Source organism: Escherichia sp. MOD1-EC5495 (assembly GCF_002965965.1).
In the GTDB taxonomy this organism is placed as follows: Bacteria; Pseudomonadota; Gammaproteobacteria; order Enterobacterales; family Enterobacteriaceae; genus Escherichia; species Escherichia ruysiae.
Map to the genome: position 1 here is coordinate 14,823 of NZ_PTRI01000005.1, position 15,597 is coordinate 30,419.

15 protein-coding genes are annotated in these 15,597 nt (G+C 50.4%); all 15 read left to right on the plus strand.

Translation table 11 applies throughout. The features are described from left to right. Positions 1-85: 85 nt before the first annotated feature. The 15 genes from mnmG (at position 86) to lpfB-O113 (ending at position 15,589) form a co-directional block, all read left to right on the plus strand. Complete coding sequence (gene mnmG, locus BEG40_RS05175; protein WP_105285010.1) at positions 86-1,975, plus strand: tRNA uridine-5-carboxymethylaminomethyl(34) synthesis enzyme MnmG; 1,890 nt, start codon at positions 86-88, stop codon at positions 1,973-1,975. 63 nt (positions 1,976-2,038) lie between these two features. After that, positions 2,039-2,662: a 16S rRNA (guanine(527)-N(7))-methyltransferase RsmG gene (gene rsmG, locus BEG40_RS05180; RefSeq protein ID WP_105285011.1), complete on the plus strand. Its 624-nt coding sequence runs from the start codon at positions 2,039-2,041 to the stop codon at positions 2,660-2,662. A gap of 616 nt (positions 2,663-3,278) precedes the next feature. Beyond that, complete coding sequence (gene atpI / locus BEG40_RS05185) at positions 3,279-3,659, plus strand: F0F1 ATP synthase subunit I (RefSeq protein WP_000116663.1); 381 nt, start codon at positions 3,279-3,281, stop codon at positions 3,657-3,659. Between the two features lie 8 nt (positions 3,660-3,667). After that, positions 3,668-4,483, plus strand: coding sequence for a F0F1 ATP synthase subunit A (gene atpB, locus BEG40_RS05190; RefSeq protein ID WP_000135622.1), 816 nt, complete (start codon positions 3,668-3,670; stop codon positions 4,481-4,483). 46 nt (positions 4,484-4,529) lie between these two features. Beyond that, on the plus strand, positions 4,530-4,769 hold the full coding sequence (gene atpE / locus BEG40_RS05195; protein ID WP_000429386.1) for a F0F1 ATP synthase subunit C: 240 nt from the start codon (positions 4,530-4,532) through the stop codon (positions 4,767-4,769). Between the two features lie 61 nt (positions 4,770-4,830). Next, entirely contained in the window at positions 4,831-5,301 is a 471-nt protein-coding gene (gene atpF / locus BEG40_RS05200; protein ID WP_001052219.1) for a F0F1 ATP synthase subunit B, read from the plus strand. A gap of 14 nt (positions 5,302-5,315) precedes the next feature. Next, the gene (gene atpH, locus BEG40_RS05205; RefSeq protein ID WP_001288587.1) at positions 5,316-5,849 is read left to right on the plus strand and encodes a F0F1 ATP synthase subunit delta; all 534 of its coding nucleotides are present in this window, start codon (positions 5,316-5,318) and stop codon (positions 5,847-5,849) included. A 12-nt stretch (positions 5,850-5,861) separates the two neighbouring features. After that, on the plus strand, positions 5,862-7,403 hold the full coding sequence (atpA, locus tag BEG40_RS05210) for a F0F1 ATP synthase subunit alpha (RefSeq protein ID WP_001176745.1): 1,542 nt from the start codon (positions 5,862-5,864) through the stop codon (positions 7,401-7,403). Positions 7,404-7,453: 50 nt separating this feature from the next. Continuing rightward, positions 7,454-8,317, plus strand: coding sequence for a F0F1 ATP synthase subunit gamma (gene atpG, locus BEG40_RS05215; RefSeq protein ID WP_000896498.1), 864 nt, complete (start codon positions 7,454-7,456; stop codon positions 8,315-8,317). Positions 8,318-8,343: 26 nt separating this feature from the next. Beyond that, positions 8,344-9,726 (plus strand): F0F1 ATP synthase subunit beta, encoded by a 1,383-nt coding sequence (atpD, locus tag BEG40_RS05220; RefSeq protein ID WP_000190506.1) that lies wholly within the window; start codon positions 8,344-8,346, stop codon positions 9,724-9,726. A gap of 20 nt (positions 9,727-9,746) precedes the next feature. Next, positions 9,747-10,166, plus strand: a complete 420-nt coding sequence (locus BEG40_RS05225; RefSeq protein WP_001251965.1) for a F0F1 ATP synthase subunit epsilon — start codon at positions 9,747-9,749, stop codon at positions 10,164-10,166. 405 nt (positions 10,167-10,571) lie between these two features. After that, positions 10,572-11,942: a bifunctional UDP-N-acetylglucosamine diphosphorylase/glucosamine-1-phosphate N-acetyltransferase GlmU gene (gene glmU / locus BEG40_RS05230; protein WP_105285012.1), complete on the plus strand. Its 1,371-nt coding sequence runs from the start codon at positions 10,572-10,574 to the stop codon at positions 11,940-11,942. A gap of 161 nt (positions 11,943-12,103) precedes the next feature. Then, entirely contained in the window at positions 12,104-13,933 is a 1,830-nt protein-coding gene (gene glmS / locus BEG40_RS05235; RefSeq protein WP_000334113.1) for a glutamine--fructose-6-phosphate transaminase (isomerizing), read from the plus strand. A gap of 305 nt (positions 13,934-14,238) precedes the next feature. Continuing rightward, positions 14,239-14,811, plus strand: a complete 573-nt coding sequence (locus tag BEG40_RS05240) for a chaperone-usher fimbrial major subunit (RefSeq protein WP_105285013.1) — start codon at positions 14,239-14,241, stop codon at positions 14,809-14,811. 46 nt (positions 14,812-14,857) lie between these two features. Then, the gene (gene lpfB-O113 / locus BEG40_RS05245) at positions 14,858-15,589 is read left to right on the plus strand and encodes a long polar fimbrial chaperone LpfB-O113 (protein WP_000088107.1); all 732 of its coding nucleotides are present in this window, start codon (positions 14,858-14,860) and stop codon (positions 15,587-15,589) included. Positions 15,590-15,597 lie beyond the last annotated feature (8 nt).

Sequence of the window (15,597 nt, forward strand, 5' to 3'; positions counted from 1 at the left end):
GTCTTTCTCAAGCCGTCAAAGTTGAGTAGAATCCACGGCCCGGGCTTCAATCCATTTTCATACCGCGTTATGCGAGGCAATCACCATGTTTTATCCGGATCCTTTTGACGTCATCATCATTGGCGGGGGTCATGCAGGCACCGAGGCCGCGATGGCTGCGGCGCGTATGGGTCAACAGACTCTGCTTTTGACACACAATATCGACACCCTGGGGCAGATGAGCTGCAACCCGGCAATCGGCGGTATTGGGAAGGGACATCTGGTAAAAGAAGTGGATGCACTCGGCGGTCTGATGGCAAAAGCGATCGACCAGGCGGGTATTCAGTTTAGGATACTAAACGCCAGCAAAGGGCCGGCGGTTCGTGCAACCCGAGCACAGGCGGATCGTGTGCTCTACCGTCAGGCAGTACGCACTGCTCTTGAGAATCAACCGAACCTGATGATCTTCCAGCAGGCGGTTGAGGATCTTATTGTCGAAAACGATCGTGTGGTCGGTGCTGTCACCCAAATGGGGCTGAAATTCCGTGCTAAAGCAGTCGTGCTTACTGTCGGCACTTTTCTTGACGGTAAGATTCATATCGGCCTGGATAATTACAGTGGTGGTCGTGCTGGAGATCCGCCTTCCATTCCGCTCTCACGCCGTTTGCGTGAACTTCCACTGCGCGTTGGTCGTCTGAAAACCGGTACGCCGCCGCGTATTGACGCGCGCACCATCGATTTCAGTGTGCTGGCGCAACAGCATGGCGATAACCCAATGCCGGTGTTCTCGTTTATGGGCAACGCAGCGCAGCATCCACAGCAGGTGCCGTGCTATATCACCCATACCAACGAGAAAACGCATGACGTGATCCGCAGTAACCTCGATCGTAGTCCGATGTATGCCGGAGTGATCGAAGGTGTCGGCCCACGCTACTGTCCGTCGATCGAAGATAAGGTCATGCGCTTCGCTGACAGAAATCAGCATCAGATCTTCCTTGAGCCGGAAGGGCTAACCTCGAACGAAATTTATCCGAACGGCATCTCCACCAGCCTGCCGTTCGATGTGCAGATGCAAATCGTCCGCTCCATGCAGGGGATGGAAAACGCGAAAATCGTGCGTCCGGGTTATGCCATTGAGTATGACTTTTTCGATCCGCGCGACCTGAAACCGACGCTGGAGAGCAAGTTTATCCAGGGGCTGTTCTTTGCTGGTCAGATTAACGGCACTACCGGTTACGAAGAAGCCGCTGCGCAAGGTTTGCTGGCCGGTCTTAACGCTGCCCGTCTGTCTGCTGACAAAGAAGGTTGGGCTCCGGCGCGTTCTCAGGCCTATCTCGGCGTACTGGTTGATGACCTGTGCACTTTAGGAACCAAAGAACCGTATCGTATGTTTACCTCGCGCGCAGAATATCGTCTGATGCTGCGCGAAGATAATGCGGATCTGCGTTTGACTGAAATCGGTCGTGAACTGGGCCTGGTGGATGACGAACGTTGGGCGCGCTTTAACGAGAAACTTGAGAATATCGAGCGTGAGCGTCAGCGTCTGAAATCGACCTGGGTAACCCCGTCGGCGGAAGCTGCAGCCGAAGTGAATGCTCACCTGACTGCGCCGCTTTCCCGTGAAGCCAGTGGTGAAGATCTGCTGCGTCGTCCGGAAATGACTTATGAAAAATTAACCACGCTGACGCCGTTTGCCCCTGCGTTGACAGACGAACAGGCGGCGGAACAGGTTGAGATTCAGGTTAAATACGAAGGTTATATCGCGCGCCAGCAAGATGAGATCGAAAAGCAGCTGCGTAACGAGAACACCTTGCTACCCGCGACACTGGATTACCGCCAGGTATCCGGTCTTTCTAACGAAGTGATCGCCAAACTCAACGATCACAAACCGGCCTCTATCGGTCAGGCTTCGCGTATTTCTGGCGTCACGCCTGCGGCTATCTCCATTCTGCTGGTATGGCTGAAAAAACAGGGTATGCTGCGTCGTAGCGCATAACGCATTAAAAATGCCTGGTAAGCACCTGCTTACCAGGCAACGCATCAAGAACAGGTAATCACCGTGCTCAATAAACTCTCTTCACTGCTGAAAGACGCAGGAATTTCGCTTACCGATCACCAGAAAAATCAGCTCATTGCCTACGTAAATATGCTGCACAAATGGAACAAAGCGTACAACCTGACTTCGGTGCGCGATCCAAATGAGATGCTGGTACGCCATATTCTCGACAGCATTGTCGTTGCATCTTATCTGCAAGGTGAACGTTTTATTGATGTCGGCACCGGCCCGGGTCTGCCCGGCATTCCTCTCTCTATCGTACGCCCTGACGCTCACTTCACACTACTGGATAGCCTCGGTAAACGCGTGCGTTTCCTGCGTCAGGTTCAACATGAATTGAAACTTGAGAACATTGAGCCGGTACAGAGTAGGGTAGAAGAGTTTCCGTCAGAGCCACCGTTTGATGGTGTAATTAGCCGTGCTTTTGCCTCTCTGAACGATATGGTGAGCTGGTGCCACCATCTTCCAGGTGAGCAAGGCCGCTTCTATGCGCTGAAAGGACAAATGCCGGAAGATGAAATAGCCCTATTGCCTGCAGAATATCAGGTTGAATCAGTGGTTAAACTTCAGGTTCCGGCTCTGGATGGCGAACGCCATTTGGTTGTGATTAAAGCAAATAAAATTTAATTTTTATCAAAAAAATCATAAAAAATTTATCGGTTTGACTGTTAACAACAACCAGGTTTTCTACTGATATAACTGGTTACATTTAACGCCATGTTTACCATTTTGCATCAATGAACTAACGTGGCTTTTTTGGGTAAGCAGGAAATAGGTCATCGGTGAAAATATCAGTCTGCTAAAAATCGGCGCTAAGAACCATAATTCGCTGTTAAAATATTATTAAGAATGTCAATGTCTGGTTTTTGTTATGTAAATGCCATTTATGAAAACAGTATCTGTTTTTAGACTGAAATATCAGAAACTTGCAATGGCATCATTTGCCAAGTAAATAAATATGCTGTGCGCGAACATGCTCAATCTGTGATCTGAAGCACTCTTTACCACCAGTGTTTACGCGTTATTTACAGTTTTTCATGATCTGGCATGGTTAGCAGAAAAGTCGCAATTGTATGCACTGGAAAAATATTTAAACATTTATTCACCTTTTGGCTACTTATTGTTTGAAATCACGGGGGCGCACCGTATAATTTGACCGCTTTTTGATGCTTGACTCTAAGCCTTAAAGAAAGTTTTATACGACACGCGGCATACCTCGAAGGGAGCAGGAGTGAAAAACGTGATGTCTGTGTCGCTCTTGAGTCGAAACGTTGCTCGGAAGCTTCTGCTCGTTCAGTTACTGGCGGTGATAGCAAGTGGATTGCTGTTCAGCCTCAAAGACCCCTTCTGGGGCGTCTCTGCATTAAGCGGGGGCCTGGCAGTCTTTCTGCCTAACGTTTTGTTTATGATATTTGCCTGGCGTCACCAGGCGCATACACCAGCGAAAGGCCGGGTGGCCTGGACATTCGCATTTGGCGAAGCTTTCAAAGTTCTGGCGATGTTGGTGTTACTGGTGGTGGCGTTGGCGGTTTTAAAGGCGGTATTCTTGCCGCTGATCGTTACGTGGGTTTTGGTGCTGGTGGTTCAGATACTGGCACCGGCTGTAATTAACAACAAAGGGTAAAAGGCATCATGGCTTCAGAAAATATGACGCCGCAGGATTACATAGGACACCACCTGAATAACCTTCAGCTGGACCTGCGTACATTCTCGCTGGTGGATCCACAAAACCCCCCAGCCACCTTCTGGACAATCAATATTGACTCCATGTTCTTCTCGGTGGTGCTGGGTCTGTTGTTCCTGCTTATGTTCCGTAGCGTAGCCAAAAAGGCGACCAGCGGCGTACCAGGTAAGTTTCAGACCGCGATTGAGCTGGTAATCGGCTTTGTTAATGGTAGCGTGAAAGACATGTACCATGGCAAAAGCAAGCTGATTGCACCGCTGGCCCTGACGATCTTCGTTTGGGTATTCCTGATGAACCTGATGGACTTACTGCCTATCGATCTGCTGCCGTATATCGCAGAACACTGGATCGGTTTGCCGGCACTGCGTGTGGTTCCGTCTGCTGACGTGAACGTGACGCTGTCGATGGCACTGGGCGTATTTATCCTGATTCTGTTCTACAGCATCAAAATGAAAGGCATCGGCGGCTTCACGAAAGAGTTGACGCTGCAGCCGTTCAATCACTGGGCGTTCATCCCTGTCAACTTAATCCTTGAAGGGGTAAGCCTGCTGTCCAAACCAGTTTCACTCGGTTTGCGACTGTTCGGTAACATGTACGCAGGTGAGCTGATTTTCATTCTGATTGCTGGTCTGTTGCCGTGGTGGTCACAGTGGATCCTGAATGTGCCGTGGGCCATTTTCCACATCCTGATCATTACGCTGCAAGCCTTCATCTTCATGGTTCTGACGATCGTCTATCTGTCGATGGCGTCTGAAGAACATTAATTTACCAACACTACTACGTTTTAACTGAAACAAACTGGAGACTGTCATGGAAAACCTGAATATGGATCTGCTGTACATGGCTGCCGCTGTGATGATGGGTCTGGCGGCAATCGGTGCTGCGATCGGTATCGGCATCCTCGGGGGTAAATTCCTGGAAGGCGCAGCGCGTCAACCTGATCTGATTCCTCTGCTGCGTACTCAGTTCTTTATCGTTATGGGTCTGGTGGATGCTATCCCGATGATCGCTGTAGGTCTGGGTCTGTACGTGATGTTCGCTGTCGCGTAGTAAGCGTTGCTTTTATTTAAAGAGCAATATCAGAACGTTAACTAAATAGAGGCATTGTGCTGTGAATCTTAACGCAACAATCCTCGGCCAGGCCATCGCGTTTGTCCTGTTCGTTCTGTTCTGCATGAAGTACGTATGGCCGCCATTAATGGCAGCCATCGAAAAACGTCAAAAAGAAATTGCTGACGGCCTTGCTTCCGCAGAACGAGCACATAAGGACCTTGACCTTGCAAAGGCCAGCGCGACCGACCAGCTGAAAAAAGCGAAAGCGGAAGCCCAGGTAATCATCGAGCAGGCGAACAAACGCCGCTCGCAGATTCTGGACGAAGCGAAAGCTGAGGCAGAACAGGAACGTACTAAAATCGTGGCTCAGGCGCAGGCGGAAATTGAAGCCGAGCGTAAACGTGCCCGTGAAGAGCTGCGTAAGCAAGTTGCTATCCTGGCTGTTGCTGGCGCCGAGAAGATCATCGAACGTTCCGTGGATGAAGCTGCTAACAGCGACATCGTGGATAAACTTGTCGCTGAACTGTAAGGAGGGAGGGGCTGATGTCTGAATTTATTACGGTAGCTCGCCCCTACGCCAAAGCAGCTTTTGACTTTGCCGTCGAACACCAAAGTGTAGAACGCTGGCAGGACATGCTGGCGTTTGCCGCCGAGGTAACCAAAAACGAACAGATGGCAGAGCTTCTCTCTGGCGCGCTAGCGCCAGAAACGCTCGCCGAGTCGTTTATCGCAGTTTGTGGTGAGCAACTGGACGAAAATGGTCAGAACCTGATTCGGGTAATGGCTGAAAATGGTCGTCTTAACGCGCTCCCGGATGTTCTGGAGCAGTTTATTCACCTGCGTGCCGTGAGTGAGGCTACCGCTGAGGTAGACGTCATTTCCGCTGCTGCATTGAGTGAACAACAGCTCGCGAAAATTTCTGCTGCGATGGAAAAACGTCTGTCACGCAAAGTTAAGCTGAATTGCAAAATCGATAAGTCTGTAATGGCAGGCGTTATCATCCGAGCGGGTGATATGGTCATTGATGGCAGCGTACGCGGTCGTCTTGAGCGCCTTGCAGACGTCTTGCAGTCTTAAGGGGACTGGAGCATGCAACTGAATTCCACCGAAATCAGCGAACTGATCAAGCAGCGCATTGCTCAGTTCAATGTTGTGAGTGAAGCTCACAACGAAGGTACTATTGTTTCTGTAAGTGACGGTGTTATCCGCATCCACGGCCTGGCCGATTGTATGCAGGGTGAAATGATCTCCCTGCCGGGTAACCGTTACGCTATCGCACTGAACCTCGAGCGCGACTCTGTAGGTGCGGTAGTTATGGGTCCGTACGCTGACCTTGCCGAAGGCATGAAAGTTAAGTGTACTGGTCGTATCCTGGAAGTTCCGGTTGGCCGTGGCCTGCTGGGGCGTGTGGTTAACACTCTGGGTGCGCCAATCGACGGTAAAGGTCCGCTGGATCACGACGGCTTCTCTGCTGTAGAAGCAATCGCTCCGGGCGTTATCGAACGTCAGTCCGTAGATCAGCCGGTACAGACCGGTTATAAAGCCGTTGACTCCATGATCCCAATCGGTCGTGGTCAGCGTGAATTGATCATCGGTGACCGTCAGACCGGTAAAACCGCACTGGCTATCGATGCCATCATCAACCAGCGCGATTCCGGTATCAAATGTATCTATGTCGCTATCGGTCAGAAAGCGTCCACCATTTCTAACGTGGTACGTAAACTGGAAGAGCACGGCGCACTGGCTAACACCATCGTTGTGGTAGCAACCGCGTCTGAATCCGCAGCACTGCAATACCTGGCACCGTATGCCGGTTGCGCAATGGGCGAATACTTCCGTGACCGTGGCGAAGATGCGCTGATCATTTACGATGACCTGTCTAAACAGGCTGTTGCTTACCGTCAGATCTCCCTGCTGCTCCGTCGTCCGCCAGGACGTGAAGCATTCCCGGGCGACGTATTCTACCTCCACTCTCGTCTGCTGGAGCGTGCTGCGCGTGTTAACGCCGAATACGTTGAAGCCTTCACCAAAGGTGAAGTGAAAGGGAAAACCGGTTCTCTGACCGCACTGCCGATTATCGAAACTCAGGCAGGTGACGTTTCTGCGTTCGTTCCGACCAACGTAATCTCCATTACCGATGGTCAGATCTTCCTGGAAACCAACCTGTTCAACGCCGGTATTCGTCCTGCGGTTAACCCGGGTATTTCCGTATCCCGTGTTGGTGGTGCAGCACAGACCAAGATCATGAAAAAACTGTCCGGTGGTATCCGTACCGCTCTGGCACAGTATCGTGAACTGGCAGCGTTCTCTCAGTTTGCATCCGACCTTGACGATGCAACCCGTAAGCAGCTTGACCACGGTCAGAAAGTGACCGAACTGCTGAAACAGAAACAGTATGCGCCGATGTCTGTTGCGCAGCAGTCTCTGGTTCTGTTTGCAGCAGAACGTGGTTACCTGGCGGATGTTGAACTGTCGAAAATCGGCAGCTTCGAAGCCGCGCTGCTGGCTTACGTCGACCGTGATCACGCTCCGTTGATGCAAGAGATCAACCAGACCGGTGGCTACAACGACGAAATCGAAGGCAAGCTGAAAGGCATCCTCGATTCCTTCAAAGCAACCCAATCCTGGTAACGTCTGGCGGCTTGCCTTAGGGCAGGCCGCAAGGCATTGAGGAGAAGCTCATGGCCGGCGCAAAAGAGATACGTAGTAAGATCGCAAGCGTCCAGAACACGCAAAAGATCACTAAAGCGATGGAGATGGTCGCCGCTTCCAAAATGCGTAAATCGCAGGATCGCATGGCGGCCAGCCGTCCTTATGCAGAAACCATGCGCAAAGTGATTGGTCACCTTGCACACGGTAATCTGGAATATAAGCACCCATACCTGGAAGACCGCGACGTTAAACGCGTGGGCTACCTGGTGGTGTCGACCGACCGTGGTTTGTGCGGTGGTTTGAACATTAACCTGTTCAAAAAACTGCTGGCGGAAATGAAGACCTGGACCGACAAAGGCGTTCAATGCGACCTCGCAATGATCGGCTCGAAAGGTGTTTCGTTCTTCAACTCCGTGGGCGGCAATGTTGTTGCCCAGGTCACCGGCATGGGGGATAACCCTTCCCTGTCCGAACTGATCGGTCCGGTAAAAGTGATGTTGCAGGCCTACGACGAAGGCCGTCTGGACAAGCTTTACATTGTCAGCAACAAATTTATTAACACCATGTCTCAGGTTCCGACCATCAGCCAGCTGCTGCCGTTACCGGCATCAGATGATGATGATCTGAAACATAAATCCTGGGATTACCTGTACGAACCCGATCCGAAGGCGTTGCTGGATACCCTGCTGCGTCGTTATGTCGAATCTCAGGTTTATCAGGGCGTGGTTGAAAACCTGGCCAGCGAGCAGGCCGCCCGTATGGTGGCGATGAAAGCCGCGACCGACAATGGCGGCAGCCTGATTAAAGAGCTGCAGTTGGTATACAACAAAGCTCGTCAGGCCAGCATTACTCAGGAACTCACCGAGATCGTCTCGGGGGCCGCCGCGGTTTAAACAGGTTATTTCGTAGAGGATTTAAGATGGCTACTGGAAAGATTGTCCAGGTAATCGGCGCCGTAGTTGACGTCGAATTCCCTCAGGATGCCGTACCGCGCGTGTACGATGCTCTTGAGGTGCAAAATGGTAATGAGCGTCTGGTGCTGGAAGTTCAGCAGCAGCTCGGCGGCGGTATCGTGCGTACCATCGCAATGGGTTCTTCTGACGGTCTGCGTCGCGGTCTGGATGTAAAAGACCTCGAACACCCGATCGAAGTCCCGGTAGGTAAAGCGACACTGGGCCGTATCATGAACGTACTGGGCGAACCGGTCGACATGAAAGGCGAGATCGGTGAAGAAGAGCGTTGGGCGATTCACCGCGCAGCACCTTCCTACGAAGAGCTGTCAAACTCTCAGGAACTGCTGGAAACCGGTATCAAAGTTATCGACCTGATGTGTCCGTTCGCTAAGGGCGGTAAAGTTGGTCTGTTCGGTGGTGCGGGTGTAGGTAAAACCGTAAACATGATGGAGCTCATTCGTAACATCGCGATCGAGCACTCCGGTTACTCTGTGTTTGCGGGCGTAGGTGAACGTACTCGTGAGGGTAACGACTTCTACCACGAAATGACCGACTCCAACGTTATCGACAAAGTATCCCTGGTGTATGGCCAGATGAACGAGCCGCCGGGAAACCGTCTGCGCGTTGCTCTGACCGGTCTGACCATGGCTGAGAAATTCCGTGACGAAGGTCGTGACGTACTGCTGTTCGTTGACAACATCTATCGTTACACCCTGGCCGGTACGGAAGTATCCGCACTGCTGGGTCGTATGCCTTCAGCGGTAGGTTATCAGCCGACTCTGGCGGAAGAGATGGGCGTTCTGCAGGAACGTATCACCTCCACCAAAACCGGTTCTATCACCTCTGTACAGGCGGTATACGTACCTGCGGATGACTTGACTGACCCGTCTCCGGCAACCACCTTTGCGCACCTTGACGCAACCGTGGTTCTGAGCCGTCAGATCGCGTCTCTGGGTATCTACCCGGCCGTTGACCCGCTGGACTCCACCAGCCGTCAGCTGGATCCGCTGGTGGTTGGTCAGGAACACTACGACACCGCTCGTGGCGTTCAGTCCATCCTGCAACGTTATCAGGAACTGAAAGACATCATCGCCATCCTGGGTATGGATGAACTGTCTGAAGAAGACAAACTGGTGGTAGCGCGCGCTCGTAAGATCCAGCGTTTCCTGTCCCAGCCGTTCTTCGTGGCAGAAGTATTCACCGGTTCTCCGGGTAAATACGTCTCCCTGAAAGACACCATCCGTGGCTTTAAAGGCATCATGGAAGGCGAATACGATCACCTGCCGGAGCAGGCGTTCTACATGGTCGGTTCCATCGAAGAAGCAGTGGAAAAAGCCAAAAAACTTTAACGCCTTAATCGGAGGGTGATATGGCAATGACTTACCACCTGGACGTCGTCAGCGCAGAGCAACAAATGTTCTCTGGTCTGGTCGAGAAAATCCAGGTAACGGGTAGCGAAGGTGAACTGGGGATCTACCCAGGGCACGCACCGCTGCTCACCGCCATTAAGCCTGGTATGATTCGCATCGTGAAACAGCACGGTCACGAAGAGTTTATCTATCTGTCTGGCGGCATTCTTGAAGTGCAGCCTGGCAACGTGACCGTTCTGGCCGACACCGCAATTCGCGGCCAGGATCTCGACGAAGCGCGAGCCATGGAAGCGAAACGTAAGGCTGAAGAGCACATTAGCAGCTCTCACGGCGACGTAGATTACGCTCAGGCGTCTGCGGAACTGGCCAAAGCGATCGCGCAGCTGCGCGTTATCGAGTTGACCAAAAAAGCGATGTAACACCGGCTTGAAAAGCACGAAAGCCAGTCTGGAAACAGGCTGGCTTTTTTATTGCGTGCGCCGCGCATATTTTCATCTGGATAGTAGTACAGCAGGATTTGTGCTGTGATCATTCATGTTCCGCGATTAACACTTTTTATATAAACCAGCGAAATTCTTTGCTGGTTTTCTCGTTTATTCATTGATCGAAATAAGAGCAAAAACATCATGTAGACACTTAAATGAAGGTGCTACCTTACTTTTATGCAGACAAAAGGCGCGCCAATGGTCGAAAATGGTGTTTTCGTCAGTAGGGATAATCCTTTATTGCACAATTTATCCTCTGTCCATTTCACGATGAAAAAAATGTAGTTTTTTCAAGGTGAAGCGGTTTAAATTCGTTCTCAAATCACAGTCAGGACGCGTATGTTGAATAATGCTATGAGCGTAGTGATCCTTGCAGCAGGCAAAGGCACTCGCATGTATTCCGATATTCCAAAAGTGCTGCATACCCTTGCCGGGAAAGCGATGGTTCAGCATGTCATTGATGCTGCGAATGAATTAGGCGCAGCGCACGTTCACCTGGTTTACGGTCACGGCGGCGATCTGCTTAAACAGTCGTTGAAAGATGACAATCTGAACTGGGTGCTTCAGGCTGAGCAGTTGGGTACTGGTCATGCAATGCAGCAGGCCGCACCTTTCTTTGCCGATGATGAAGACATTTTAATGCTCTACGGCGATGTACCGCTGATCTCGGTCGAAACACTCCAGCGCCTGCGTGATGCAAAACCGCAGGGTGGCATTGGTCTGCTGACAGTGAAACTGGATGACCCGACCGGTTATGGCCGCATTACCCGTGAGAATGGCAAAGTTACCGGCATTGTTGAGCATAAAGATGCTACCGACGAGCAGCGTCAAATCCAGGAGATCAACACCGGTATTCTGATCGCCAACGGTGCAGATATGAAACGCTGGCTGGCGAAGCTGACCAATAATAATGCACAGGGCGAGTACTACATTACCGATATTATTGCGCTGGCGTATCAGGAAGGGCGTGAAATTGTCGCTGTACATCCGCAGCGTTTAAGCGAAGTTGAAGGTGTAAATAACCGTCTGCAACTCTCCCGTCTGGAGCGCGTTTATCAGTCCGAACAGGCAGAAAAACTGCTGCTGGCGGGAGTTATGCTGCGCGATCCGGCGCGTTTTGATCTGCGCGGTACGCTTACTCACGGGCGCGATGTTGAAATTGATACTAACGTTATCATTGAGGGTAATGTTACTCTCGGCAATCGCGTGAAAATTGGCACTGGTTGCGTGATTAAAAACAGCGTGATTGGTGATGATTGCGAAATCAGCCCATATACCGTGGTGGAAGACGCGAATCTGGCTGCGGCCTGTACCATTGGCCCGTTTGCCCGTCTGCGCCCCGGTGCAGAGCTGCTGGAAGGCGCACACGTCGGTAACTTCGTTGAGATGAAAAAAGCGCGTTTGGGTAAAGGCTCGAAAGCCGGTCATCTGACTTACCTGGGCGATGCGGAAATCGGCGATAACGTTAACATCGGCGCGGGAACCATTACCTGCAACTACGACGGTGCGAATAAATTTAAAACCATTATTGGCGACGATGTATTTGTCGGTTCTGACACCCAACTTGTTGCACCGGTAACGGTTGGTAAAGGCGCGACCATTGCTGCGGGTACTACTGTAACGTGCAATGTTGGTGAAAATGCCCTGGCAATCAGCCGTGTGCCGCAGACACAAAAAGAAAGCTGGCGTCGTCCGGTTAAGAAAAAGTAATTCTGGCTGGGTAATCCGGCCATCAGGGATGAGGAGATAACATAATCTCCCGCCCACAAGCAGTAACTATAAAAATAACCCCACTCTCTACAAGGCTCGGGGCGCCCGAAAAATCGGGCATACAGGTTGACCGACAACGATATCAATCGGAATTAAAAACTATGTGTGGAATTGTTGGCGCGATCGCGCAACGTGATGTAGCTGAAATCCTTCTCGAAGGTTTACGTCGTCTGGAATACCGTGGTTATGACTCTGCCGGTCTGGCTGTTGTCGACGCAAACGGAAATATGACCCGCTTACGTCGTCTCGGTAAAGTCCAGATGCTGGCTCAGGCAGCGGAAGAACATCCTCTGCATGGCGGCACCGGTATTGCTCACACTCGCTGGGCAACCCACGGCGAACCTTCTGAAGCGAATGCGCATCCGCATGTTTCTGAACACATTGTGGTGGTGCATAACGGCATCATCGAAAACCATGAGCCGCTGCGCGAAGCGTTAAAAGCGCGTGGCTATACCTTTGTTTCTGAAACTGACACCGAAGTTATTGCTCACCTGGTGAACTGGGAACTGAAACAGGGCGGCACCCTGCGTGAGGCCGTTCTGCGTGCTATCCCGCAACTGCGTGGCGCGTACGGTACGGTGATCATGGACACCCGCAACCCGGATACTTTGCTGGCGGCACGTTCCGGTAGCCCGCTGGTGATTGGCCTCGGTATGGGCGAAAACTTTATCGCTTCTGACCAGCTGGCGCTGTTGCCAGTGACTCGTCGCTTTATCTTCCTTGAAGAGGGCGATATTGCGGAAATCACTCGCCGTTCGGTAAACATCTTCGATAAATCTGGCGCGGAAGTAAAACGTCAGGATATCGAATCCAATCTGCAATATGACGCAGGCGATAAAGGTATTTACCGCCACTACATGCAGAAAGAGATCTACGAACAGCCAAACGCCATCAAAAACACTCTCGCCGGACGTATCAGCCACGGTCAGGTTGATCTAAGCGAGCTGGGCCCGAACGCCGATGAACTTCTGTCGAAGGTTGAGCATATTCAGATCCTCGCCTGTGGCACTTCTTACAACTCTGGTATGGTTTCCCGCTACTGGTTTGAATCGCTGGCAGGCATTCCGTGCGACGTCGAAATCGCCTCTGAATTCCGCTATCGCAAATCAGCCGTGCGTCGTAACAGTCTGATGATCACTCTGTCACAGTCTGGTGAAACGGCAGATACTCTGGCTGGCCTGCGTCTGTCAAAAGAGCTGGGTTACCTTGGTTCGCTGGCAATCTGTAACGTTCCTGGCTCTTCTCTGGTGCGTGAATCCGATCTGGCGCTGATGACCAATGCCGGTACTGAAATTGGCGTGGCATCTACCAAAGCATTTACCACTCAGTTAACTGTGCTGTTGATGCTGGTGGCCAAACTGTCTCGCCTGAAAGGTCTGGATGCTTCCATTGAACATGACATCGTGCATGGTCTGCAGGCGCTGCCGAGCCGTATTGAGCAGATGCTGTCTCAGGACAAACGCATTGAAGCCCTGGCAGAAGATTTCTCTGACAAACATCACGCGCTGTTCCTGGGCCGTGGCGATCAGTACCCCATCGCGCTGGAAGGCGCATTGAAGCTGAAAGAGATCTCCTATATTCATGCTGAAGCCTACGCTGCGGGTGAACTGAAACACGGTCCGCTGGCGCTGATTGATGCAGATATGCCGGTTATCGTCGTTGCGCCAAACAACGAACTGTTGGAAAAACTGAAATCCAACATTGAAGAAGTTCGCGCGCGTGGCGGTCAGTTGTACGTTTTTGCCGATCAGGACGCTGGTTTTGTGAGCAGCGACAACATGCACATCATCGAGATGCCGCATGTGGAAGAGGTGATTGCACCAATCTTCTACACCGTTCCGCTGCAACTGCTGGCGTACCATGTCGCACTGATCAAAGGCACTGATGTTGACCAGCCGCGTAACCTGGCGAAATCGGTTACGGTTGAGTAATACTAACTGTTAAGTAAGCAAGGGCTGCCAGTGGGTGGCCCTTTTTCATATTTATTTTCAATAAACTTTCCATTTAGATAACTAAATAAATATATTCCGAATTTTTACCAATGTCCGCTTACGAACTTGATTTACTATTATTTTAATAATATTTATATAATAAATTTATATTCTCAGATTGATTTATAAATATTAATTTAGCTAAACCTGTGTCATTAATGTAATATGTGTGCGAATCATAAATACACTTATTAATATAAGTGTATGGTTCGGGTTGAAGGATATATTATATCAATGGAGTTTTTATGAAACGTAATATTATTGGTGGTGCATTCACGCTGGCATCTTTAATGCTGGCCGGACATGCGCTCGCAGAGGATGGTGTTGTTCACTTTGTTGGTGAAATTGTTGACAGTAGTTGTGAAGTTACCTCCGATACAGCGGATCAAACCGTTCCTTTTGGAAAAGTCAGTAAAAATGCATTTTCGGGTGTAGGCAGCATGGCATCGCCACAGCAGTTTAGTATTAAACTGGAGAAATGTCCGGCAACGTACACGCAGGCTGCGGTTCGTTTTGATGGTACAGAAGCACCTGGCGGCGATGGCGATCTGAAAGTGGGTACTCCGACTACAGCTGCCGATCCGGGTGATTATACCGGCACCGGGGCAGCGATTGTGGCCACTGGTGTTGGTATCCGTATCTTTAACCAGGCTGACAACTCTCAGGTCAAACTTTATAACGACTCAGCTTATACCACAATCGATGGTAACGGCGCTGCGGAAATGAAATTTATTGCACGCTATGTTGCAACAAATGCAGTCGTAACGGCGGGTACAGCGAACGCCGATTCACAATTTACTATCGAATATAAGAAATAATTTATCAGAGCCTTTTTATTCAGTTGGCTTTGGCCAGGGAGTTATTATGTCCAGAAAAAGTTGTTTAATCAGGCTCTTTAAAACAACCCTTTGGTACAAATTATTTATCGCGATTATATTAAGCCTTTTTTTAGGCCAGCCAGCATTAACCTATGCAGGCGTTGTCATTGGCGGTACGCGGGTTGTTTACATAAGTAATAATGCAGATAAATCTATTTCTGTATTCAGCAAGGAAGAAAAGATCCCTTATCTCATCCAGTCATGGGTGGATCCGTTTAATAAAGATGATAAAAGTAAAGCGCCCTTTACTGTTATACCTCCTGTATCCCGACTTGAACCCGGACAAGAAAAAGTATTACGTATTCTTCACATGAAGGGAATGTCATTACCCGACGACCGTGAATCCGTCTTCTGGCTGAATATCAAAAATATTCCGCCTGCAGCAACCAATAAAGCAGCGAACTCATTGGAAATTGCTGTTAAAACGCGTATCAAGCTGTTCTGGCGACCAGCAACTATTAGCCTTATTCCTGAAGATGCAGCGCCTAAGGTTAAGTGGCGTCGTGAAGGAAAAAATCTGATTGCTGAAAATCCAAACCCGATTCATATCAGTGTGATGGATGTCATTGTTGATGGCCATGATGTGCCTCTCAACATGATCCGTCCTTTCGAAACGCTCTCTTTACCGTTGCCTGCCAATTCTGCGGGTAACCAAATGACCTGGCGATTCATAAATGATTATGGCGCGATAAGCGAACCGCTAAAAAACGCGCTGTAAGCATGGCA